Genomic DNA, 22,897 nt, shown 5'->3' with positions numbered 1-22,897 from the left:
CGTCCCCGTTTGCGGGCCGGGGCGGGGTCAGATGTCCAGCGGCCGCAGAACGAGCCAGATGCCGTGGGCGATCTGCTTGTTGCCCTTGTTGATGTCGAGTGCCCGCCGGTTGAGCAGAGGGTTCGCATCGTTGCGGTCGGCATCGATCAGGCGGATCAAGCGGCACCCCTTGCTCAGGACGTCCACCGTGATCGTTCCGCCCGGCAGGGCAGTGGTGAGCTTCGCGCCATCGGACCTCAGTGCGGTCCGGCTGTCGAGGGTGACGCCCGGGATGACGTGGTACAGCAGGACTGCCTCGATCGTGTCCACGCCGAGGAGACCGGCGAGGCCGCTGAACAGCGCGCTCTCCGAGCGGTACCACTTGCCGGTCAGATCCTTGGCCAGCACGCGGAAGGCCCGGTCGCTCGGCAGGAAGGCGGTCAACGGGACGTTGCCGTCAGCAAGGACCTTCACCGGGCTGTTCGGTTTGGCCGCGAGAACCGCTCCCACGGCCTGCGTCAGTACGTCGTAGTCGTTCCAGTTGCGATCGAATGTGTCGCCGTCGGCGGCGAGGACGCTGGACAGGCTGCGGCTTCCCAAGTGCGAGTGGGCGCTCGCCTGGGTCGTCGTCGCGACCGCGCTGGTGACCAGCATTCCCAGAGCGACCGCTGCCGCGGTCAGCCGATGGGTCAGTCGTCCTGAGATCGTGCGCATCGGAACCATCCTCTCGAGCGGGGATCGGTCGCACCGTTCGCGGCCACTGTCACTCTCTACTTCCGGTGCGCGGCCGCTACCGGATGCACGGCAATGCGCTCGGATTCGGCTGATCTGCGTCCAGGTGCTGCCGGCCACCAGAACCGTTCGCCGAGCAGGAACGCCAGGGCGGGCGCGATGACGGTACGGACCAGTAAGGTGTCGAGGAGCACTCCGACACACACGATGATCCCGACCTGGGTGAGGGTGATCAGCGGAAGCACACCGAGGACCGCGAAGACAGCCGCGAGGAGCAGGCCGGCGCTGGTGATCACGCCGCCGGTGACCCGCAAGGCCGTGGCCATGCCGTTCCTTGTTCCCGCAGTGCGCGCCTCCTCCAGGGCACGGGTGCTGAGGAAGATGTTGTAGTCGACTCCGAGCGCCACCAGGAACAGGAATGCCAGCAGGATCACCGAGCCGTCGAGTGCCGGGAATCCGAGCACGTGGTCGAACACGAGCCAGCTCGCCCCGAAACTGGCGAAGAAGGACGCGATCACGGTCAGCAGCAGCAGCGCGGGCGCCAGCAGGGAGCGGAGGACGGCGACGAGTACGGCGCCGACGAGGAGAAGGATGAGCGGCATGATCAGCAGGCGGTCACGCTGGTCTGCTTCCTGGGCGTCGAGGCTTTCGGCGGGGCCGCCTCCGACGAGCACCTGCTCGCCGACCTGATCGAGGCTCTGCCGCAGCTCCCGGACAACGGTGAACGAGGCCTCGCTACCAGGCTCTGCGGACAGGATGACGTCGTACTCGGCCAGCTGGCCATCGCCCTGGCCGGGCCTGACCTCGGCGACTCCGTCGACGCCCTTGATGATCTTGGCGATCGCGGCCGAGTCCTGTGCAGGGCCGATCACTAGCACGGGTTCCGTGGCGCCGGCCGGAAAGGCTTCGGCGAGGATCTTCGCGCCGCGGACGGCTTCGGGTTCCACCCGGAACTGCTCATTCTGAGCCAGCCCTGTTCGGACTCCGAAGGTTCCAACTGCCAGGCCGGCCAGCAGCAGGGTGGCGATCGTCAGCACGATCGCCGGCCGTCGAGCGACCAGGGCGCCGAGGCGGCCCCAGATCTTGCCCTCGGTAGGGGCGTCGCCTACTCGTGGGACGAACGGCCAGAAGATGCGGCGCCCGAACAGGACCACGGCTGCGGGAAGGATGACGAGTCCCGACACGACGGCGAGCATGATCCCGATGATGCAGCCGATGCCGATGCCGCGCAGCGTCTCGGTGCTGGCCAGCAGCAAGAGGGCCAGCGCGCCGACGACTGTTCCGCCGCTGGCCAGGATCGGCTCGGCCACGCGTCGTACGGCGATCCGCATGGCCACCAGGGGCTCGGTCTCGGAGCGCAGTGTCTCGCGATAGCGCGCGATGAGAAGGAGCGCGTAGTCGGTGGCCGCGCCGAACACCAGCACGCTGACGATGCCCGACACGGCGCCGCCTCCCGGGATACCGAGGCGCGACAAGACCTGCTCGGACACGCTCGTGGTGACCTGTTCGGTCAGTCCCACAACGACCAGCGGGATCAACACCAAGCCTGGGCTGCGGTAGGTGAGCAGCAGCAGTACGGCGACCACGCACGCCGTGACGAGGATGAGCCGGGTGTCCGCGCCGTCGAATACGCGGGTCAGGTCGGTGGTGAACGCGGCCGGGCCGGTCACGGATGCCTGGAGTCCAGCGGGTAGGTCTTTGAGGTCCTCGCGCAGCTTGTCAACCGTACGCGCGGTTTGTTCATCGTCGCCGGCGGGCAGTGTCAAGATCGCCAGCCCCACTGTGCCGTTCTCGGAGAACTGCACCGGAGCGTTGACGCCGACCGCCGCGGCTGCGTCCCGGGCGGCGGCTTGATCCGCGGGGCTCAAGGCCGTGTCGCCGGATCGGCTGAAGACGATCAGCGCGGACGGCTGGTCCGCGCCGGGGACCTGCTTGCGGAGCTCTTCGACCTGCGCCGACTCCGCGGACGTCGACAGGCCGGTGGACGACCGAGGCTCAGCCTGCTTCGCGGCCGGAGCCAGCAGTGCGGTCGCCGCGAGGGCCAACCCGATGAGGATGAAGATGAAGGCGACGAGCCGGGTCCGAAGGAACCAGCCTGAACCTGGCACAGTGACTCCTCAGCAGCAGTCGTAAGTTTCGATGAACAAGTATCTTGATAATCAAGACATTAGGAGGTGGAGTGAGCGAGCGCAAGCCTGAGCGGCCGGCACGAGACCGGGGCGAACTTGTCCGTCTGGTCCAGCTCCTGGTCGCGGAGGGCCAACGGATCGGGCATGTCTTTGCTCAACGGCAGGGAGTGAACGGCACCGATGTCGAGGCACTGATCAGAATCCTGGTGGCCGGTGACGATCAGCCGATGACGGCCGGCCGGCTCGCCGCCGAGCTCGGACTCACTACCGGAGCCGTGACCACCCTGATCGACAGGCTCGAGCGTGACGGCCACGTGCGCCGGGAGCGAGACACCGCGGATCGGCGGCGGGTCATCGTCCACTACGACCAGTCCGGCCTCGAACTCGCCGGCCGCTTCTTCAGGCCGCTGGGTCTGCACCACGACGCGGCCACCTCGAGCTTCACGCCGGAGGAACTCGAAATCGTGAAGCGCTACCTGGCGGCCACGATCGAATCGTTCCGCTCCTACCGGGAGCAGTTGGCCTCGGAGGACAGCTGACCCGCGGTACCGACGCTCAGCTCGGCAGACTTCCGCGGATGATGCTGTCGTGGGAGTGTTCGGGGTTGCCGTCGTCGGGTTCGAGGGAGATGTCGATGATCCGGTAGCCCTGCGCGGTGACATCGGCGGGGATCTGGAACGTTCCGCCTGCCTTCGGGTCGAGGACGCCGAGGGAGACCATGCGCTTGCCGTCCACGTTGATCAGCCAAACTTCGTAGAATCCCTGGTTGGCGGTCAGGCCGTCGGCGGTGACCTTCAGCTGGCTGCCGGCGGCGGCCCGGATCAGGTCGGCGGTGCCGTCGCCGGACTTGCCGGCGAGCGGCTCGAGCTGGACGACCGCGGCCGGTGGCGGGGGAGTGTCGTCGTTCGAGGTGACCAGCTGGGTGCCGATCACGCCGGCGCCGATGCCGAGGACTGCCGCGATGCTTGCGGCCAGGGCGAGGCCAGGGAAGCGCCCCTTCGGCTGCACTGGTGTGACGGTCTCGCGCGGCGGCCGCGAATCGTGGTCCGCTGGCGCCGAAGGTTGCTCGGTGCTCGTCTGGTGGGTTCCGAGACCGAGCTCGTCGCTGACGCGCTGCCACACGTCAGGTGGTGGGAGCTCCAGGCGAGGCAACTGTCCTCTCGCCCCGGCGATCGCCCGCAGTTCGGCCAGGCTGTCGCGGCACTGCTGGCAGCGCTGGAGGTGATCGGACGCGGCCGCGTCGGGGGCGGCGTCGTCGAGCGCCCACTGGGCCAGCAGTTCGTCATCGAGATGCATCGTCACCGTTCACCTCCCTGAGTCGATCCCGCAGTTGCAGCAGACCGCGCCGTACGTGGCTCTTCACCGTGCCCAGCGGCAGGGTCAGCTGTTCCGCGATCTGCGGATACGTCCGGTCTTCGTAGAAGGCGAGCCGGAGAATGGTTCGCCGAGGGTCGTCGAGTTTGGCGAGTTCATCAGCGAGCAGGACCCGGTCGACGACGTCGTCGTCGACCTGTTCGGGCGCCGGTGCGGGCTGTGCGAGCCCGGCGGCCGCTTCGGCGTTGCGGTGATCGCGGCTACGGGCCGCGAGTCGATCGGCGATCCGGTGCCGGGTGATCCCGGTCAGCCAAGCGCCGAGCTCACCGGTGGCGGGGTCGAAGGTTGCTCGCCCCCGCCAGGCGGAGACGAACACTTGCTGAGTCACGTCCTCGGCGTCAGCCCGATCTTCCAGCGACCTCAAGGCGAGGGTGAAGACGAGGCCGGACCAGTGCCGGAAGGCATCCGCGAGGCTCTCCTCGCGGCCTTCCGCGAAGCCTTTCGCGATATCGGCCGGCGACGGTAAGCCGGCCTCGACACTGGGCACGGCCCGCACTCTAGCGAATTCATCGCCACGGCCGTCCATAGTGCGAGCGGGCTGTGGAGGCTCAGGCCTTCTGCGCAACGACATCGCGCTACCGTTCGTCACCGCCTTCCATCGAAGAGTCGGAGGTCTCATGGTGGTTGCACTCACCCCCGGTCGGGCGCCATCCGGTCATCACGCCGGTAGCGCAGTGACGACGAGGTTGTCACGGTAGCCGCCGCCGTTGTGGTCGTACGGCCCGCCGCAGGTGATGATCCGCAGTTGCCGGGCGCCGTCGCGGTGGAACACCTCTCCGAGGACAAGGCTCGACTTGGGGATGTCTTCGACTGTTCGCACCCGGTACTTCGCGACCGAGCCGTCGGTAGAGCGCAGGGTCACCTGATCGCCGGCACGCACTTTTCGCAACCGCACCAGCGGCCCGGCGCCGAACTCCTTGCTGTCTACGTGACCACCGAGTACGACGGAGCCCTGGTCGTCGTTGGGACCGGGCCCGAACTGGTACCAGCCGATCGTTGCCGGGTTGGGCGGCAACGCCATCTGGCCGTCGGTGGCGACACCCACGGCGAGCACGGGGATGTCGAGGTCCGCGGCGTCGATCTGCAGTCTGTTCGGCTGTGGACCGTGCGTCGCGGTGGGTAGATCAGCCGCCCGGGTGTGGATCTCCGTGCCGGGTTGGGAGGTGTTGGGAGCGGACCCAGGGCTGGACGGGGCCGTAGTGGGGGTCGCGACCGTTCGCGCGGCCTCCGTCCGCTCGTCTGAGGTGGTGTCCTGCCCGCAGCCGTAGAGCAGGACCTGGACGGTGAGTGCGGCCATCACGGGGATGGCCGCACCGCGGATCCGGATCACGACCGGGCACGCCTCCGGACGGCTGCCGTTCCGAAGCCCACCACGCCGAGCGCCGTCACCCCGAGGACGCCGATCAGCCACAGCGGGGTGTCCGCTCCGCTTTGCTCGGCAGCCTGACCGCCGGTTCCGCCCGGGATGCCGGACGGGTTGCCGTGGAGGCCGGAGATCGTCTGCACGGCCAGCTTGAGGGTCTTGCCGGACGCGCTGCCCCACGCGTACACGATCGTATTCGTGCCCTCCTTCAGGTTCACGTCCGCCGGGCCGATCGCGACCGTCGACGTTCCTGCGAGGACAACGTCGGCCGACACAGTGCCGGCCGGCAGATCGGCCTTCGCCTCGTTGGGGTTGGTCAGGGACTTGAAGACGGGCTTGCCGCCGGCGCGGACGTCGACCGCGGGAGCCGCGGCGTCATGCCGAACCGTGAGCCGGGCCTGGCCGGCGCTGAGCTTCGAGACGTCGTTGACATACGGCGTCAGCACCGGCTTGCCCGCGGCACTCAGGTGCGCGACGACCGTGATGTTGGCGCCACCCGGGACCTTGACGTCGTTTGCTTGAATGACCGCAGCGCCGTTCGCTCCGGCGCCGGCCGCGGTCACCTTCAGGTCGTACACACCCTCAGGCAGCTTGACCGGGTCGGTGAGCGTCCCCGGCTTGAAGTTGGTCAGCAGCGCCTTGCCATTGGCGTAGACGTCGACGGTCGGACCGGGCACCGCATGCAACACCGACACGGTCGCAGTGGCAGTCGGCTTGGCCTGCGCAGAGGCTGCGACAGCCGCGGGCAGGCCGGCAGCCAACAGGCCGGCAGCGGCCAGGACTGTGACTCGACGGACAGACATGGAAACCCTCCTAGGGGATCGGGCCTTCTTGACCTGTCTTCCGTCCGAACTGCCGCTTCGGACGCGACCATCGGCGCAAACTTGTGGAAAGGTGATGCGTTTGGCTGCCGAGTCTCGAAGGCGGAGGGCTCTCGCGTGGGGGCCGTCGGCCGGCAGTTCGCCGGCCGGACCGAGTTGATCCAGATTGTCGAGCACCCCAGGCGCCGTGCAATCGCGACGGGACGGTCGCCGGAAAGTTGCCCCGGGCCTCGAGTAAGTCACCCGAACGTCGGCGTGCGAGCGCGTAGGCCAGTTCGACAGGGGTTGGACCGGCCCTGACAACCACGCAACAGCTGTCATCGGCAACCGGTGGCATCGCCGGGCCCTACGTCCAACGCACCTGATCCACAGGGCATCGATGGGGGACTGGTCGACCCCGAGTGCTCTGGGGATGGGGCACAATTCGGTGTGTGCGGCACGCGGGAGCCTGGGGACGTTCCGAGCAGCAGCGCGACCAGCAGGTTGCCGCCACTGTGTCCCCGACGCGACGTCCGCCGGGGACACAGTCAACCTTGGCCATCGGCCGAACGGCCTAGAGGCTATCGGGGACCGGCGATCACGTACCGGAACGGGCGGATTCCGGGCGAAGGCCGAGAACCGGCCGATCGAGCAACGCTGAACTCGTCGCGCTGAGCACTCGAGGAGGTCCGTCTTCATTCGGTAGAGATTGAAACCGGGTCTATTGGAGATTCGCTACGGCGAGTTTGTTACCCCAGCTCGTATCCGTACAGGCCGGCGGGGCCATGGGCTCTCGGACGGCGCCGAATTTGGTCGCCGCGCGAACGGGACGTTCTTCCTGATCGATGCACGCACGCTGTTGTAAGTAGCGTTAGCGGCTGCTGCACCTGACATAAGATCGCATATCGGCAGGCCTCGGACTAATCTGCTCGCCGCGCCTCAAGACGCAACCTCACCAGTTCGGCCGAGCGTGACTCCAGTTGCTTTGGATCGACACCTCTTTGTTCCCACGCTGTTCCCACACTGGACTGCTGAGCGTGACATACCCGCCCGTACCCGCTGCCGAATGAGCTGATCCCGGCGGTGAGCCCGTGACAAGCTGTCAGCCGTCGGTAGACCCTGGGGGTAGCCGGACGGGCAGCAGCTGGCGGCGTGCCCGAGTGACCGACACGGTCCAGGCCAGGCCTCCGGGGGTCGCGTGGACTGGTCTGCGATCACCGTTGTCCTGCCCGCCGACGCCGTGTGCTCGCAGGCAAGCCGGTCCGGCGGGCCGTGGACGAGCCGACTTCGTCGGCGCAGCCCAGCTGAGTGTCTTCCCCTCCTGGCTTCCGATCCCGGGCCCGCCGTGCCCCCGACGCGCCACGTGCCACCCGGCCAGCGAACAACTGCCTGGCGCTCCCCGCGGCCATTGATTTTCTCGGACTTCCGCAATGCGGAACCGGCTCGCGGCGCTGGCGTCCCGCGCAAGGTCGACTCCGGTCGACCTCGAAGATCGCGGGCTCGGGGTTGTCATGGGTCTTCACCAGGAGTTGGCTGTATCTGTCGGAAGCAGGCTCCGGAGTCGAGTAAGGGGAGGGAACGAGATGGATTTCTCCACGCAGTTCGAGGCCCTCGAGAAGCGCACTGCCGAGGGGCTGTCCGCGGTGAAGAGCGCGGCCGGCGAGTCGCGCGACAAACTGCGCTCGCGAATCGACCAGGCCCAGGTCGACCTCGATCAGGCGGGCAAGGATGTCGAACAGAAGGCGGGTGATACCGCCGCGCAGGCGCAGAGTAAGTGGGCGCAGATGAAGGCTGACGCGTCGGCCAAGATGGACGATGTGAAGGCGAAGATCGACAAGCGTAACGAGCAGCGCGACGCCAAGCTGGCCGCGTCCGACGCGGATTTGGCCGAAGCGGACGCAGCCGACGCCATCGACTACGCCGCATGGACGGTCGAGAACGCGCGGCTCGCAGCCCTCGATGCCATGGACGCGCGGGCATACGCCGACGAGCGGGCCAGGGCCGCAGCAAACGCTCCATAATCACGCCTGCGACGCCTTCAAAGGGACGCTTGGTCGGGTCGAGTGTCCCTCCCGCCTGCTCTTCATCCGCCGCACGAGCCCGGATCTCGACGTCCGGCGCGGTGGGAGATCGAACCGTTAGGCCGGAACGGACTGGAGCCGGAGTGCGGACCGGCGGCCGGGAGGTAACGCCTGGACCAGGAGGTGCGGATGGTCACCGAGCCCGGAGACGGCACCGCCGACCACAGGCCCGGCAGTCCTGACCGAAGCGAGCCAGCGGAGGCCGCGGAGGCGCAGACCGGGTCCACGAGCAGGTCGGGACCTGAGCCGGCGCCGGCTCGGCCGGCGTGGTCCCGGGTCTGGCCGCCGTGGACGTACTGGGTGCGGACCACGCTGGCCGTTGTCGCCACGCTGCTCGTGGTCGCCGCGGCGCGGCGGATCTCCCACGTGCTGCTCCTCGCGCTGGTCGCGTTCGTGCTGGCCATCGGCCTGGATCCGGCCGTCCAGTGGCTCGGCAAGCTGCGGATCCGCCGGGGCTGGGCGGTGGCCATCATCTTCGTCGGGCTGGTCGTGTTCCTGGCCTTGTTCGTGGCGTTGCTGATCCCGCTGCTGGCTCGGGAGGTGCCGCAGTTCGCCGCGGCGCTGCCGGGGTATCTCGCCGACCTGCAGCGGCGCGACGACTGGCTCGGCAACGCCTTCCGGCACGCCAGCGTCTCGGCCGAAGTCAGGCAGTTCATCGCCGACCTTCCGAGCAAGATCGGCGAGTCGTTCACCGCGATTGTCGGCGCCGCGGGGACGGCGTTCGGCCGCGTCTTCGACGTGTTCACCGTCGGCATCTTGTGCATCTACTTCATGGTCGCGCTGCCGGGCCTGCCCGCGACCATCGCCAAGCTGGTCAGCCGGGACCGCCGCGCCCACGTCGACCTGCTGCTCCAACGGTCGTTCGACAAGATCGGCGGCTACGTCTCCGGCAACCTGATCACCTCGGCCGTGTGCGCAGCAGCGACCGTGGTCGCGCTGCTCGCCCTGCGCATCGACTACGCGGTACCGCTGGGCCTGTGGGCCGGCGTGGCCGACTTGATCCCGCAGGTCGGCGCCTACCTCGGTGCCGTGCCGGCGGTACTGGTCGCCCTGACCGAGGGACCCGCCTACGGCGTCGCGACCGTCGTGTTCTTCATCGCCTACCAGCTGTTCGAGAACTACCTCCTGGCCCCGCGGGTGTACAAGAGCTCCATCGACCTCTCACCAGCGGCCGTCATCATCAGCACCCTCGCCGGCGGGATCCTGGCGGGCTTCGCCGGCGCACTGCTCGCCCTCCCGATCGCCGCCACCATCAAGGTCATCGCTGTCGACGTCGTCCTGGCCAGCCGATCCGACCCGCCACCTGAGGACCCCGCCAACGACGGCCCAGCGGCGCCGAACGACAGCTGAGCGCCAGCTTCCAGACCGGCAAGGCAACCCCCCGAACCGCAGGCGTGGCAGGACGCACGACCGCAAAGGTAGAAGCAGCCGCACCGCCGCGAGCTGATGGACATGGGAATCGGGGTCCCCGGCGGTGGCGGGCGGCAAGGGAGGTTGTGATGACACGCGATGAGACATCCTCGGGGATCCCATTGCGGGAGGCGGTCCTGGGAATCTGGGCGGTCCGCTGCTGGGAGCGGTCGCTGCTGACCCTGGTCACCGTGGTCGGGGTGTGGGCCGTCTTCTACCGGGTGAACGAAATCTTCGCCGCCTTTGCCTTACGTGAGGCGGCAAGGAGGCCGAGCGGCTGGCCGGCTGATCACCACCGCTTCGAGAAGCCAGCTTGCCTGCCACGGCCGGCGGCAGTGAAGGTGCGTAGGTCAAGGACTAAGGAGGAGGCGTGAGCGCGAGGGCGCGCCGTATGCTGGGCCATGCTTGTCGAGCCCGGAGCGGGACCGAGCGGTGCTGGCCGCCGTCCGGCGGAAGCGGACGGCTGCGAGGCAGCTGTTGGACGGAGTGGCGGGAGCGTGATGGCCACCGCGCGAACCACGTATCACGACGGGCGCGGCGCCGAGGGTGCCGCGCCGGCCGGCGACACGTTCGTCCGGGTCAGCCTGCGCGACCCCAGCCCGGAGGAGTTGGCGTCGGTCCAGCACGAGTTCGCGCTGCCGGGGTCGCTGATCGACGACCCGGACACGTCGGCCAATCGGCCGGCCCTGGAGGTTTCCGACCAGCTGGTATTCGCGGAGGTCAACACGATCAGTTGGGTGGCCGCCGAGGAAGCCGTACGGCTCGCGAGGGTCCAGCTGGTGCTTGGCGACGGCTTCGTAGTCAGCGTCGACCGCAACGAGCCTGCCGTGGAGCGGGCGAGTCAGGACCTCCGGGCCGACGCCGAGTTGGCCGGCGACGGCCCGGCGGCGGTGCTCACCTGCGTCCTCGACCATGCCGTGGAGCGCTACGGCCCCGTCCTCAGCGCCCTCAACGACGCGGTCGACGAGGCCACGCAGGCCGTCTTCAACGCCGATCGGTCCCGGCCGACCGAGCGCCTCTACCACCTCGCCCGGCAGGTGCTGGAGTTCCGGCGGGCCGCCGCCCCGCTGGTCGAGATGCTCGACCGCCTGGCCACCGAGTTGCCAGCGCCCACCGGCGACCGGTTCAGGCGGCACTTCCGCCTGCAGCGCCCCCACCTGCAGCACCTGGTCGATGGGGCCGACGCGCTCGGCAACCTGCTCGCCAACGCGCTCCAGGCTTACCTGGCCGAGGTGTCGGTGCGGCAGAACACCGATATGCGCCGGATCTCGGCCTGGGCCGCGATCTGGGCCGTCCCAACCCTGCTCGCCGGCATCTACGGAATGAACTTCCGGCACATGCCCGAGCTGGGGTGGCGCTTCGGCTACCCGCTGGTGCTGGTGGTGATGGTGGCCGTCTGCCTGGGACTGTACCGCGCCTTCCGGCACTACGGCTGGCTGTAGCTGGCCGACGCCGGCCAGCCGCTCAAGCGGCGCCCAGCAGGAAGACGTCCGACTTGACGTGCCGCCACACCAACGGCCGCTGCTCCGCGCACACGTGCAACCAAATCGACGGCTCGCTCGGATCGACGGGCACTCGATCACCGTCGGCCTCCTTCGCACGTTGCAAGGAGCGCGGCGACCGCGAACGCACCCCGTTGAAGGGCTTCGCGAGGCGCCGGATGCCCCCCTCCGGCGAAAGGCCCCGGCAACCTGATCCAACTGCTGATCAACATGCAGCTGCTGAACGGCGTAATCACCCTGATCATCTAAACGTTCATCCTCGTCCTGGCCAACCGGCGCAGCGTCCTTGGCGTCGCCGCCAACCGACCCGCCTGAAGGCTCTCGCCAGCGTCTGCGTCGGTGTGGTCGCCGTCCTGGCCATCGCCGTGCTGGGTCATCACCGTCGCCGGCTGGCTCGGCCTGAACTGACCCGTTGTGCGCCGCCGACGACGGACCGGACCGCGGCCGTCGTCTTGCGGGCGGACGCCTTCCTCAGGTAACCAGGAACCTCGGTGCTGCGGCGCAGAGCCCTGCGACGTCGCGTCCGGCCCGCAGTACCGTGAAGTCCGGGCGCACCAGCGCGGCTGCGGCGTTGCCGTCTGCGAGCCAGTTGTACAGGGGCGAGTCGGGTTGCACCTCGAGCACCTCGGTCCCGCGGCCGGCTAGTAGCGCCCGCTGCTGCCGTGAGAGCGGTACGCCGGTCACGCACACGAACCCGGCACGGGTCACGTCGTCGTACCGGATGTCGTCCGCCAGGAGCGCGTTCGGGCACAGCCGTCCGTTGAGGGACTTGCGGAGTCCGCGTCCTTCCACCAGTGCGGACCGGCGTAGCGGCGGCGTCTCGCTGTCGAGGAGGCGGGCACGCAGGCCGGGGATCCAGTGGAGCCGCGGGGCGATGGCCCTGCGGAGCATGTCACCGGCCCTGCCGCCCTGAGTCATGGAGACACCAATGAGCTTGGCGAGCTGGATGAGCGCCCGGGCATGCGGTTTGCGCTCCGTCTCGTAGGTGTCGAGCACCGAGTCGGGCAGGTCGCCGGAGAGGACCCCTGCAATCTTCCAGCTGAGGTTCATGGAGTCGCGGACACCGGCGCAGAGCCCTTGCCCGATGAACGGCGGCGTCAGGTGGGCGGCGTCGCCGAGGAGGAACACGTTGCGGTCACGCCAGCGGTCGGCCAGCTGCGCCCGGAAGTTGTACTCCGCCACGCGCACCAGCTCGAGCCGGTCGCACGGGATGCCCTCGACCCACGGACCTATCAGAGGACGCAGGGCTTCGATGGACTCGAAGTCAGCCGCGGTCTCGCCCTCGAGGAGCCGGAACTCCCAGCGGTAGCGGGTGTCCCCGATGCGCATGTACGTCGCCGCGCGTTCGTTGTCGCAGACCTGGTGCACGCCATCCCACTGGTCGAGCTCGACCATGCTGGCCACGTCGATCACGAGCCAGCGCTGCTCGAACTCGAGGTCCTCCATCGTCGCGCCGATCGCCGTCCGCACCACGCTGTTGGCCCCGTCGCAGCCCAGCACATAGGTTGCCAGAACGGACTCGTGCTCGCCGGTGAGCGCGTCGGTGAAGTCCACCCGGACCCGGTCCCGGCCGTCCTGGGCGACGTCGGTGACCTCGACGTTCCCGCGCAGGCCGACCGTGGTCTGGTCCTTGAGGTTGGTGCGCAGCAGGTGCTCGAGCTCGGGCTGGTCGAACATGTTGGCCCTGGGGTGCCCGTGCCGGCCGTGGTCGCCGGCCCGGTCGAACACCGCGAACACCCGGTGATTCCGGTCGATCAACTGCAGCCCGCGAGTCGGCCGGGACACGGCAGCGAACTGCTCACCGACGCCGAGCCGCACCAGGACCCGGTAGATCTCGTCGTCGAGGTGCACAGCCCGGGGCTGCGGGTAGACGCCGTCCCAGCGGTCCAGGACGAGGCAGTCGACGCCGTACTGCCCGAGAAGGGTGGCGGCGGTGACACCGACCGGGCCGGCCCCCACGATGACGACAGGAATCGGGTCGGCACTGGTCCGCTGGGAACGGTTCATCGGAGGTCTCCGACCACGAGAAGGAGGAAGGTCAAGGTCACCAGGCCGAGGACGACGGCCGGGGCGATCTCGCGCAGGCCGTCGCCGTTGCGCAGATGGGAAACGACTGCCCCACCGAGGAGCATCAGGAGTCCCGCGGCGGCCAGGGCACCGACCACCGGCACGAACGCGCCGACGAGCAGGCCGACGACGGCGAGGACCTCGAGAAGGCCGATCCGGCGGTACGCCGAGACGCTGAGGCCCACGTGTTGGGCCTTTGCGCGCATGGCGGGTACGGCGGCGAGCTTGGCCGACCCGAGGGCCGCGAAGGCCACGATGAGGAGGCCCGCAAGAATCGATGCTGGGTTCATGACAGTTCCAATCTCCAGGTGATCGCGAAGCGGTCGAGTGCTTCCTTGACCGAGGACTCGTCGGCACCAGGGGCCAGGCCGACGACGGCGACGACCGCACCGTCCTCGACCGCTCCTCGGACGCCGGTGACCGAGGGCATGTCGCGGAGTGCGTCGGCGATGGCCTCTCGGGTGGCCTCGGCGCGTAGGGCGGGCTTGAACGGCTTGCCCACGAGGGTGACGGGGAGTGCGTCGAGCACGGTGACGGCCTTGGGTGCCGCCGCCTGCTCGGGCACGTGGTCGGACGCCCAGGTACGCAGCTCCTCTGCGGTCGCGTCGGCGCCCGGGGCGAGTGTGACGAACGCGACCGGCACCTCGCCGGCGTGCACGTCCGGACGCCCCACCGCCTGCGCGGCCGTGACCGCCGGGTGTGCCAGCAGCGCGTTCTCGATGACCGCCGGGTCGATGTTGTGACCGCCCCGGATGATCAGATCCTTGGCTCGGCCCGCGAGGTGAATGAAGCCGTCCGGGTCGACGCTGGCCAGGTCCCCGGTGTCCAGCCAGCCGTCGCGCAGCTTGCCCAGCCCGTCCAGGACAGGCCCGTCAGGACCACGGTCGCTGACGTAACCGGGGAAAACGGTCGGCCCGCTGATGGCGAGCACGCCGACCCGACCCGCCGGCAGGTCGACCCACTCGCCGTCGGCGGTGACCTGGACGGCCTTCACCTGCTGATAGGGCAGGCGCTGGCCGACGGATCCGGGACGCGGATGGTCGGGAAAGCTCAGTGCACTGACGCAGGTGGCCTCGGTGAGGCCGTAGCCCTCGACCAGACGGATGCCGGTTGCTGACTCAAAGCCGTCCCGGACGGCTGGCGGCAGGGGTGAAGCGCCGACGACAGCGAAGCGGAGGCTGCTGATATCCGCGTCGACAGGACGCCCGGCGAGGACGGAGTACACGGTGGGCACGGCGCTCATCGTCGTCACCCCGTAGCGCTCGACGAGCTTCCAGAAGTGCCTGTAGAGCGCTTGGTCGCGGTAGCCCTCGGGGCCGGCCCAGATGACCTGGAGGCCTCGGAACAGCGGGGCCAGAACCGTGACGAGCAGTGCGTTGACGTGGAACAGCGGCAGCGCCGCGAACACCACCGCATCGTGCAGCAGGCCGTTGGCAGCGATCATCCACGCGTCGCTGACCTCGTTGGCGTGGGTGTGTGCGGCGAGCTTCGGTGTGCCGGTCGTGCCGCCGGTGTGGAAGACAGCGGCGATGTCGGTGGCCGCGGGTGTCTCACCCACGAAGGCATCGTGTGGCTGCTCCGCCGCGAGGGCGGACAGGTTGCCGACGCGCACGTCGCCTAGCGGATCCGGCTCCGCCTCGACCGAGCCGGTCCGCGTCGGGCCGAGGGCGAGGAGGGCTTCCAGCCCGGCCTGTACGGCGAGCTTCCGGGCACTCTTCCACACCTCGGGCGCGAGTTCGGGACCGGCCGCCAGGAGGATCCGGGCGCCCGACCTGCGCAGGAGTTCGGCGGTGTGCGCCCCGGAGAGTCCGATGTTGATCGGCGCCGCGATCCCGGCGAGCTCTGCGGCCAGGATTGCGGTGACGAGCTCGTCGCAGTTCGGGGCGAAGAGGGCGACGCCGTCGGTCCGGCGTACCCCGAGGGTGTGGAGCACGTTGGCGTAGCGATGTACGTCGCCCAGCAGCTCGGCGTACGTTCGCTCCGTCGGCTGGTCCCACCGTTCGCCGTCCGGGAGCACGGACAGGGCGACGCGATCCGGCCACAACCGGGCGGCCCGGACGAGGAGCTCGTACGTCGTGCCCGGAAGCCCGCGGTCGGCAAGCGGCACGGCCTCGATCGCAGCGACGTCGCCGGGCCCGTCGTACGTCGGCCAGCGCAGCTCACCCATCAGGCGGCCCTCACGACGGTGCGCTGCCGACCGAGGTCGATCGCACCGTCGTCGGTGCCGATGGCCACCTCGACGACGTCGCCGTGCTTGAGGTACTTGGGGTTGTGGGCCTGCCGCTGGAAGAAGATCTTCCACTTCAGCGCCGGGGGCAGGAACGCGGCGATGATCTCGACCGGCTTCGGCGGTGCGCTGAGGGCGGTGCCCTTCGGGGTTCCGGTGAGGAGCAGGTCACCGGCGTCCAGCCGCTGGAACCGGCTCAGCGCCTGCAGGGCCTCGAAAGGTGGGTAGACCATGTCGTCGTCGACGACCGAGTCCTGGCGCAGCTCGCCGTTGACCCAGAGGCGCAGGCGCAGGTCGCCGAACCGCTTGAGCTCGTCGTCGTCGAGCAGGACCAGCGATGGCCCGACCGGCGTGAAGGTTGGGTACGACTTGGATTCGAAGAATTGGGTCTTGGGCAGCTGCACGTCCCGGGCCGAGACATCGTTGGTCACCACCAGGCCGGCCACGAACGAGGTCCAGTTGTCTGCCGTGACCTGCGTGCCCACCGGCAGCTCTCGGCCGATCACCAGGCCGATCTCGACCTCGTAGTCCAGGCAGCGCACGTGCTCGGGGCGGATGATGTCGTCGAACGGGCCGCTGAGCGAGCCCGACGTTTTGCGGAAGAACGTCAGCGGGATGGTGACCGGGTCGAGCCCTGAATCCTTCACATGGCTGGCGAAGTTCGTCATCTGCGCCACCACCCGGCAGGGCGCCGTCACCGGGGACACCAGCTCGAGGGTGGCCGGGTCGACGGTTGTCCTGCTGCCCCGGGCCGCCTCGATCTGCTCGCGCTCGGCGAGCAGGCCGCCGGTGGTCGTGGCGTCGGTGTCGATGCGTGCGGCGCCGCCGGGAGTGTGCACCCACCAGGCTTCGGGCGTGCGAAGGATCGTGATGCTCATGTACTCGTCACTTTCAGGAGGCCGCGCAGGCGGGTCAGGTCGAACTCGTTGTCGTCACGCAGCGAACGAGCCATCGACACCAGCTCGTGCAACGCGTCTCGTCCTGGGGTGAGACCCAGGAAGTCCTTGGTGGCCGGCGGTCCCCACTGGGCCAGCCCGGACACCGTCATCGGTGACCAGCCGGGCTCCAGGCTGGAGTCGAACAGGTCGCCGTCCGCGAAGTGCTCGACCAGGAGCCCGTCCGGGTCGCGCCAGTAGTCGAAGATCTGGCTACCCTCGATGTGCCTGCCGATCCCCCAGGAGCGGTGGAAGCCGAGGTCGCGGAGGTACTCTCCGCCGGCGGCCATCGCGTCGAGGTCTCCGACCTGGTAGGCCGAGTGCACGTACCGGTTGCTGGGACCGAGCATCATCGCCAGGGTGTGGTGGTCGGTGGGAGTCATGCCTCGGTCGCAGCGGATGAAGCTCATGGTTGGCCCGCGTTCGCGTTGCCCCTCGTAGTACTTGAAGTCGCTGACGATGAGACCGAGGTGCTCCAGATACCAGTTCAGGGTCTCGACGTACTTGGTGGTCTGCAGCACGACGTGGCCCAGCCGCTGGACCTTCGCGGGCTCACGCGGCGGGCGCTGCGTAGCGTTGGCGCGCCGCACATCGTGCCCGGAGTTGAACACCTGCGTCGGCTGGGGCGGCAGGGTTGCGAGCTCGTGGGTGCCGGCGACAACCCGGACCATGACCCCACTCGGGTCGCTCAGGTCCACAGTGAACCCGCCCAGGTGCTCCGGCAGCTTCTCGACCGTCGTCCCGGTGGCGTCGGCGAGCCGCACCAAATCGGTGGAGTCCGCCGCCCGGAAGGCCGCACCGAGGTACCTCGAGCAGGGTCCGCGCCGGACGACCACACACGGATCGCCGGAGTCGGTCCCGCGCAACAGCAGCTCGTCCGCCGTCCGGATCACCGTGGTGAACCCGAACGCGTGCGCGAAGCGCTCCGAGGCGACCAGGTCGGGCTTGACGAACTGGAGCCAGGCCAGGTCGAGGACCTTGATGACGGGGTTCCTCGCGCGCCCCGGATGCTCGGCGCGTAGCGCGCCCTGCTCGCTGTGCAGGTCGTTGTGTGTCCCGCGGTGACTGGTCATCTGCTGCTCCTCGGTGAGTTACTGACGATATCGTCACTCACGAGCATATGTTCAGTCAAGAGCATCTGAGGAAATCGTCATTTCTGACAGCACCACGCTAGGATGGGTGCACGCCACCCGCCGATGGAGACGCCGAGGAGATCATGAGCAACGCACCGACGCAGCAGGCCAACCGGCTGGACCGTCGCAAGGCCCGGACCCGAGCGGCTCTGATCCGGGCTGCGCAGACGCTCATCGCCGAGGGCAGGACGCACGTGCCGATCCTGGAGATCACCCAGGCCGCTGACGTCGGGATGGGCTCCTTCTACAACCACTTCGAGACCAAGGAGCAGCTGTTCGAGGCAGCGGTCGAGGCGGTGATGGACGGCTACGGTCAGCTACTCGACGACCTGACCGCCGACATCGAGGACCCCGCGGAGGTGTTCGCCTGTAGTTTCCGGCTCACCGGACGGCTCCAACGCCGGGAGCCGGAGCTCAGCCGGGTCCTCCTCAACAACGTGCTCCGGCTGCTCAGCGCCGACAACGGCCTGGCACCGCGCGCCCGGCGCGACATCGCGGCCGCCGTGGAAGCCGGCCGCTTCGACGTCGAGGACCTCGACGTCGCGGTCACGATGGCTGCCGGCGCCCTGATCGCCCTCGGCCAACTGCTGCACGACCAGCCCGACCGCGACGTCGAGGAGACCACCGACCGGTTGACCGCGGACCTGCTGCGCATGTTCGGCGTACCGCGGCGGCAGGCGCAGCGGATCTGCTCGCTGCCGCTGCCGGAGATCGGCGCCGTTCGAGGCGACGGCTCGGCGGCCTGACGCTTCGCGTCGCCCCGCGGCCCGGGGTCGACCAGCTACCAGCGCACGCCGGGCAGCCGCCACCGCGGCGCGCCCGGGTCCCCTCCGGACCCTCGGTGCGCCAGGCCTTCCGCGGTGGCGTCGGCTCGGGCGGCGCCTGGCTGCTGCGCGCCTCCTCGGCCTGGCCGCGTGCCTGCCTGTCTCCCGCGACGTCGCCAGCACCTCTCCCGCTACGCCGAACGACCCCATGCTGACGAAATCGTCACTTTCGAGGTATCCTTCAGTCAATTGGCTGCCTAACCGGGCACCACGACCTGCAAACGTCGCCACCTGTGACCACGAGGAGATCCTTCGATGAACACCGCCACCACCTCCAGGCTCGCCGAGAGCGCTGCTCCCCTCGACGTGCTTTTGGTCGACGCCGCCCTCGGCCCGGTGCGCCGCTTCGTCCCCGACATGTCGACGGCGAAGTGGGCGGTCTCTCTCGCGCGCAAGCCGGCCATCACCGCGCGGCGGCTGGGCGGGCTGGGTGCCGAGGCCGGGCGGATCCTCACCGGCACCTCGACGCTGGCGACGCACCGCGGAGACCGCCGGTTCACCGATGTCGCCTGGACCGAGAACCCGTTGCTGAAGCGGCTGGTCCAGCTCTACCTGGCCGGCGGACAGACCGTCGAGCAGCTGGTCATCGACGCCGACCTCGACCCACGCGATCGCAGGCGCGTGCGGTTCTTCCTCGAGAACGTCATCCAGGCGACCGCTCCCAGCAACGTCCCACTGGTCAACCCGGCCTCGGCCAAGGCAGTCATAGACACCGCCGGGCTGAGCCTGGTGCGCGGGGGCAAACAGCTGGTGACCGACCTGGCCTCGGCCCCCCGCGTGCCGGAGATGGTCGACGGCAGCGGCTTCCTCCTGGGCGACAACATCGCCGCGACGCCAGGCGGGGTCGTCTTTCGCAACGAGGTGCTGGAGCTGATCCAGTACGCGCCGCAGACCGACGAGGTCTCCGAGGTGCCGGCGCTGGTGATCCCGCCCACCATCAACAAGTTCTACGCGCTCGACCTCGCCCCGGAGCGCAGCCTCGTGGAGTTCGGCGTCCGGCAGGGCAGGCAGATGTTCGTCGTCTCCTGGCGTAACCCGGACTCGCGGCACGCCTCCTGGAACTTCGACACCTATGTTCGTGCCGTCCTGGACGCCCTCGACGCCGTTGAGGAGTTGACGGGCAGCGCGCAGACGGTGCTCGGTGGAGTGTGCTCCGGCGGCATCCTCGCGAGCATGGCAGCGGCCTACCTCGCCGGTATCGGCCGGCAGGACCGGCTGGCCGGGCTCTGCCTGGCGGTGACGGTCATCGACAACCACGATGCCGGGACGGTGTCGGCCCTCGTCGACGAGGGGCTGGGGGGTCTGGCAAAGGCGAAGTCGGCGCGCAAGGGATACCTCGACGGCCGGGCGCTGGCCGAGGTGTTCGCGTGGCTCCGGCCCGGCGACCTGGTGTGGAACTACTGGGTCAACAACTACCTGCTCGGCAAGCGACCGCCGGCGTTCGACATCCTGTTCTGGAACTCCGACACCACCCGGATGACCGCCGCACTGCACGCCGACTTCATCGACCTGGCGATGGAGAACTCGCTGACCCGGCCCGGGGCCCTCACCGTCCTCGGCGTGCCGATCGACCTCGGCGCGATCACGGTTGACACCTACGTGGTGGCCGGCATCGCCGACCACATCACCCCGTGGGAGAACTGTTACCGCAGCGCCCAGCTCTTCGGCGGCACGACCCGATTCGTGCTGTCCACCAGTGGTCACATCGCTGCCCTGGTCAATCCGCCGGGCAACCCCAAGGCGTCCTTCCACACCAACGACGACCTGACGTCCGACGCCAAAGTCTGGCTCGAGGGCTCCGACGTCCACCACGACACCTGGTGGACCGACCTCGGTCGGTGGCTCGACGAACGCTGCGGCGCGCAGCGTCCGGCGCCCAAAGCGCTCGGCTCGCACCGCCTAGGCGTGCTCGCGGAGGCGCCCGGCACCTACGTCTTCGACAAGTGACCAGGTTCCTCCGGGTCCGTGCCCTCGGCCACGACATCCGGGTTACGGTCCGGCCGGGCACGGCGCCCGGGCCGCCGCTGGTGCTCTGCAACGGCATCGGGGCCAGCCTCGACCTGCTCCAGCCGTTCGTCGACGCCGTCGACCCGCGGATCGAGGTCGTCCGGTTCGACGTACCGGGCGTGGGTGGTTCCCCGATGCCGAAGGTGCCGTACAACTTCGCGATGCTGGCATGGCTCGTCGCGACGCTGGTCGACCGGCTCGGCTACGACCGGTTCGACGTCCTCGGCATCTCCTGGGGCGGCGGCCTGGCCCAACAGCTGGCGCTCCAGTACCCGCGTCGCTGCCGACGGCTGGTGCTGGTCAGCACCGGGACCGGCATGCTGATGGTCCCGGCCCGCCTCAGCGTGCTCAGCAAGATGCTCACCCCGAGGCGCTACCGCGACCCGGCGTACGCCAAGGCCATCGCACCGGTGCTGTACGGCGGCCGGATGCGCCGGCGGCCCGACGAGGTCAGGCACGTGGTGTATCAGGAGGAGCGCCTCGGGTCCAGGACCGGATACTCCCTCCAGCTCCTCGCCGGGATCGGCTGGTCGAGCCTCCCCGCTCTGCCGCTCATCCGGCAGCCCACCCTCGTCCTCGCCGGGAACGACGACCCGTTGATCCCGCTGGTGAACGCGCGGATCATGCGGACGTTGCTACCCCACGCCACGCTGCACGTCTTCGACGACGGCCACCTCGGGCTGCTCACCGCCGCCGACGAGCTCGGCCCGCTCGTCTCGCAGTTCCTTACCTCCCAGAGAGCCGATGGCGTCTCATCGAGCCGCTGAGGCTCGCTGCCCGCTCTCCCGAGGTCCGTTCGCTCGGCGAACACAGGATCGCAACACCTCCTGGCCGTCGACGTAAGCGCATCGAGCTACGTCTTCACCAACGGACGCGACACCTCGGTGCTGCGTGAGCGCAGTCATTCACCGAGCGCCTTGCCTGCGCGTCCATCCGCAAGCCGAGGTGGCGCCGGCCCCGAGGAGTCCCCGGATGACGACGTTCACCGCACCCAGATTAGGCAGTTCGTAGCGCGAGATCGCCAACTCACGCGTTTCCGGGAGAAGCCCGGCGGAGCTCGTCGATAGTGAGGGTCGACTTGAGCCTCACAATCGCATACCCACAAGCCGAGATTCGCGTCGCCGCCCTTGTCGCCGGAGCGGGCATGCACGATCTCCCCGAGTGAGGCGACGACCAATTCACCGGCGGTCCATGGCTCGGGGACCGAGGACACGGGCGACGGTTGGTCCGCCGCGGTTGTAGCCGTCCATGCAGCCAGCAGGCAACAGCAGCACGAACGGATGGTCCGCTCGACCAGAGTGCCGATCGCGGACGACCAGCTAACTGAGGATTTCGTCATGTCTTCGCCATGGCAGCTTGACCGGATTGCACTACTGACGATATCGTCAGGACTGCAGAAACATTACAAGAGGCTCTCATTGGGCCCGAATCTAACGAAGGTGGTAGCTCATGACGCAGCACACGAACTTCTCCACGCGACTGGATGATCTGCAGAAGCGGGTTGCGACAGCCAAGTCGGCGGTGCAGACGGCCGCGACCGAGTCCGAAGCACAACTCAAGGAGCGGATCGACCAGGCCCAGTCCAACCTGGACCAGTCAGCCCAGAACGCACGGCAGGAGACCTCGCAGGCCGCCGACAGCGCTCGGGCGAAGTGGGCGCAGGTACAGGCCGACGCCGCGGCCAAGATGAGCGACGTCAAGGCAAACATGGACAAGCGGACCCGCCACATGGACGCCAAGGTCGCCGCCGACGACGCCGACTGGGCAGAAGCTGACGCGGCCGAAGCCCTCGACTTCGCCGACTGGGCGGTCGACAACGCGCAGCTGGTCATCCTCGATTCCATCCACGCCCGCGCCTACGCCGACAAGCTCGCCAAAGCCGCAGACAACTCGTAATCCCCCAATCGGACCGGTGGCCACGAAGCCCCAGTCCTCCTTACAGCCCTCGCGCCGCGCCGGGCAGGAATGGTTGACGACCTGCCCGGGCGGCATCACCCAAAGGAAGTTTGCAATGACTAATGACCTGAAGACCCCCGACCCGGTGCCCGACACGATGCGGGCCGGCGCCCAGGACCCGTCGGCGGTCAAGGTGCACGACCTCGCCTGGCTGGAGTTCGAGAAGCCGGATCTGGACCGGGACGCGGTCGACCAAGCAGCAGGCAAGGCTGTTGTCGACGCATTCACCAATCCCCGGAAGCCGGAGATCCAGCCATGACTACCCCACTCCTTGTTTCCTTGGCCGCGCTCATCGCTGTCGCCTTTGCGGCGCTGGGCGCAAGCAAGATCCGAGCCGTTCCGGCGATGCAGGCCCGGGCCGCGCACGTCGGCTTCAGT

General features: G+C 68.8%; 21 protein-coding genes. 10 read left to right on the top strand and 11 right to left on the bottom strand.

Annotation, left to right across the window (positions count from 1 at the left end; all coding sequences use genetic code 11):
* Positions 1-27 precede the first annotated feature (27 nt).
* Both ACXC9Q_RS07745 and ACXC9Q_RS07740 read right to left on the bottom strand, forming a co-directional pair.
* A complete protein-coding gene (locus ACXC9Q_RS07745) occupies positions 28-693 on the bottom strand; it encodes a fasciclin domain-containing protein (RefSeq protein ID WP_457055793.1) in 666 nt (221 codons plus the stop codon).
* A gap of 56 nt (positions 694-749) precedes the next feature.
* Positions 750-2,819: an MMPL family transporter gene (locus tag ACXC9Q_RS07740; protein ID WP_457055792.1), complete on the bottom strand. Its 2,070-nt coding sequence runs from the start codon at positions 2,817-2,819 to the stop codon at positions 750-752.
* A gap of 71 nt (positions 2,820-2,890) precedes the next feature.
* On the opposite strand from ACXC9Q_RS07740, the gene ACXC9Q_RS07735 reads away from it, so the two are divergent.
* Positions 2,891-3,379, top strand: coding sequence for a MarR family winged helix-turn-helix transcriptional regulator (locus ACXC9Q_RS07735; protein ID WP_457055791.1), 489 nt, complete (start codon positions 2,891-2,893; stop codon positions 3,377-3,379).
* A gap of 16 nt (positions 3,380-3,395) precedes the next feature.
* Here the strand turns inward: ACXC9Q_RS07735 and ACXC9Q_RS07730 are convergent, their stop codons facing one another.
* The 4 genes from ACXC9Q_RS07730 to ACXC9Q_RS07715 all read right to left on the bottom strand — a co-directional run bounded on the left by ACXC9Q_RS07730 (position 3,396) and on the right by ACXC9Q_RS07715 (position 6,380).
* Positions 3,396-4,136, bottom strand: a complete 741-nt coding sequence (locus tag ACXC9Q_RS07730; RefSeq protein WP_457055812.1) for an anti-sigma factor — start codon at positions 4,134-4,136, stop codon at positions 3,396-3,398.
* Complete coding sequence (locus ACXC9Q_RS07725) at positions 4,123-4,701, bottom strand: RNA polymerase sigma factor (protein WP_457055790.1); 579 nt, start codon at positions 4,699-4,701, stop codon at positions 4,123-4,125. The genes ACXC9Q_RS07730 and ACXC9Q_RS07725 overlap by 14 nt, the downstream gene beginning before the upstream one ends.
* A 171-nt stretch (positions 4,702-4,872) precedes the next feature.
* Positions 4,873-5,544, bottom strand: a complete 672-nt coding sequence (locus ACXC9Q_RS07720; protein WP_457055789.1) for a class F sortase — start codon at positions 5,542-5,544, stop codon at positions 4,873-4,875.
* Positions 5,541-6,380, bottom strand: a complete 840-nt coding sequence (locus ACXC9Q_RS07715; protein WP_457055788.1) for a DUF4397 domain-containing protein — start codon at positions 6,378-6,380, stop codon at positions 5,541-5,543. The genes ACXC9Q_RS07720 and ACXC9Q_RS07715 overlap by 4 nt, the downstream gene beginning before the upstream one ends.
* A gap of 1,580 nt (positions 6,381-7,960) precedes the next feature.
* On the opposite strand from ACXC9Q_RS07715, the gene ACXC9Q_RS07710 reads away from it, so the two are divergent.
* The 4 genes from ACXC9Q_RS07710 (at position 7,961) to ACXC9Q_RS07695 (ending at position 11,310) form a co-directional block, all read left to right on the top strand.
* The gene (locus ACXC9Q_RS07710) at positions 7,961-8,398 is read left to right on the top strand and encodes a hypothetical protein (RefSeq protein ID WP_457055787.1); all 438 of its coding nucleotides are present in this window, start codon (positions 7,961-7,963) and stop codon (positions 8,396-8,398) included.
* A 189-nt stretch (positions 8,399-8,587) separates the two neighbouring features.
* A complete protein-coding gene (locus ACXC9Q_RS07705; RefSeq protein ID WP_457055786.1) occupies positions 8,588-9,808 on the top strand; it encodes an AI-2E family transporter in 1,221 nt (406 codons plus the stop codon).
* Between the two features lie 149 nt (positions 9,809-9,957).
* A complete protein-coding gene (locus ACXC9Q_RS07700; protein ID WP_457055785.1) occupies positions 9,958-10,242 on the top strand; it encodes a DUF308 domain-containing protein in 285 nt (94 codons plus the stop codon).
* A gap of 126 nt (positions 10,243-10,368) precedes the next feature.
* Positions 10,369-11,310: a magnesium and cobalt transport protein CorA gene (locus ACXC9Q_RS07695; RefSeq protein ID WP_457055784.1), complete on the top strand. Its 942-nt coding sequence runs from the start codon at positions 10,369-10,371 to the stop codon at positions 11,308-11,310.
* 531 nt (positions 11,311-11,841) lie between these two features.
* On the opposite strand, the gene mhpA is transcribed toward ACXC9Q_RS07695, so the two are convergent.
* Genes mhpA through ACXC9Q_RS07670 form a run of 5 tightly spaced genes read right to left on the bottom strand, consistent with a single transcriptional unit; the run spans position 11,842 to position 17,672 of the window.
* Positions 11,842-13,377, bottom strand: a complete 1,536-nt coding sequence (gene mhpA, locus ACXC9Q_RS07690; protein WP_457055783.1) for a bifunctional 3-(3-hydroxy-phenyl)propionate/3-hydroxycinnamic acid hydroxylase MhpA — start codon at positions 13,375-13,377, stop codon at positions 11,842-11,844.
* The gene (locus tag ACXC9Q_RS07685; protein WP_457055782.1) at positions 13,374-13,727 is read right to left on the bottom strand and encodes a DoxX family protein; all 354 of its coding nucleotides are present in this window, start codon (positions 13,725-13,727) and stop codon (positions 13,374-13,376) included. Before ACXC9Q_RS07685 ends, mhpA begins: the two co-directional genes overlap by 4 nt.
* Positions 13,724-15,604, bottom strand: coding sequence for an acyl-CoA synthetase (locus tag ACXC9Q_RS07680; protein ID WP_457055781.1), 1,881 nt, complete (start codon positions 15,602-15,604; stop codon positions 13,724-13,726). Before ACXC9Q_RS07680 ends, ACXC9Q_RS07685 begins: the two co-directional genes overlap by 4 nt.
* Complete coding sequence (locus ACXC9Q_RS07675; protein ID WP_457055780.1) at positions 15,604-16,542, bottom strand: fumarylacetoacetate hydrolase family protein; 939 nt, start codon at positions 16,540-16,542, stop codon at positions 15,604-15,606. Before ACXC9Q_RS07675 ends, ACXC9Q_RS07680 begins: the two co-directional genes overlap by 1 nt.
* Positions 16,539-17,672 (bottom strand): VOC family protein, encoded by a 1,134-nt coding sequence (locus ACXC9Q_RS07670; RefSeq protein ID WP_457055779.1) that lies wholly within the window; start codon positions 17,670-17,672, stop codon positions 16,539-16,541. Before ACXC9Q_RS07670 ends, ACXC9Q_RS07675 begins: the two co-directional genes overlap by 4 nt.
* A 143-nt stretch (positions 17,673-17,815) precedes the next feature.
* On the opposite strand from ACXC9Q_RS07670, the gene ACXC9Q_RS07665 reads away from it, so the two are divergent.
* The 5 genes from ACXC9Q_RS07665 to ACXC9Q_RS07645 all read left to right on the top strand — a co-directional run bounded on the left by ACXC9Q_RS07665 (position 17,816) and on the right by ACXC9Q_RS07645 (position 22,778).
* Entirely contained in the window at positions 17,816-18,478 is a 663-nt protein-coding gene (locus tag ACXC9Q_RS07665; protein WP_457055778.1) for a TetR/AcrR family transcriptional regulator, read from the top strand.
* A gap of 333 nt (positions 18,479-18,811) precedes the next feature.
* Positions 18,812-20,503 (top strand): PHA/PHB synthase family protein, encoded by a 1,692-nt coding sequence (locus ACXC9Q_RS07660; RefSeq protein ID WP_457055777.1) that lies wholly within the window; start codon positions 18,812-18,814, stop codon positions 20,501-20,503.
* Positions 20,500-21,330, top strand: coding sequence for a poly(3-hydroxyalkanoate) depolymerase (phaZ, locus tag ACXC9Q_RS07655; protein WP_457055776.1), 831 nt, complete (start codon positions 20,500-20,502; stop codon positions 21,328-21,330). The genes ACXC9Q_RS07660 and phaZ overlap by 4 nt, the downstream gene beginning before the upstream one ends.
* Before the next feature lie 682 nt (positions 21,331-22,012).
* Positions 22,013-22,459, top strand: coding sequence for a hypothetical protein (locus ACXC9Q_RS07650; protein ID WP_457055775.1), 447 nt, complete (start codon positions 22,013-22,015; stop codon positions 22,457-22,459).
* A gap of 115 nt (positions 22,460-22,574) precedes the next feature.
* Positions 22,575-22,778 (top strand): hypothetical protein, encoded by a 204-nt coding sequence (locus tag ACXC9Q_RS07645; protein WP_457055774.1) that lies wholly within the window; start codon positions 22,575-22,577, stop codon positions 22,776-22,778.
* Positions 22,779-22,897: the final 119 nt, after the last annotated feature.

The sequence above is a fragment of the Kribbella sp. CWNU-51 genome (assembly GCF_054073265.1).
The sequence above is the reverse complement of the archived record's forward strand: the minus strand, read 5'-3'. Positions and strand labels throughout refer to the sequence as shown.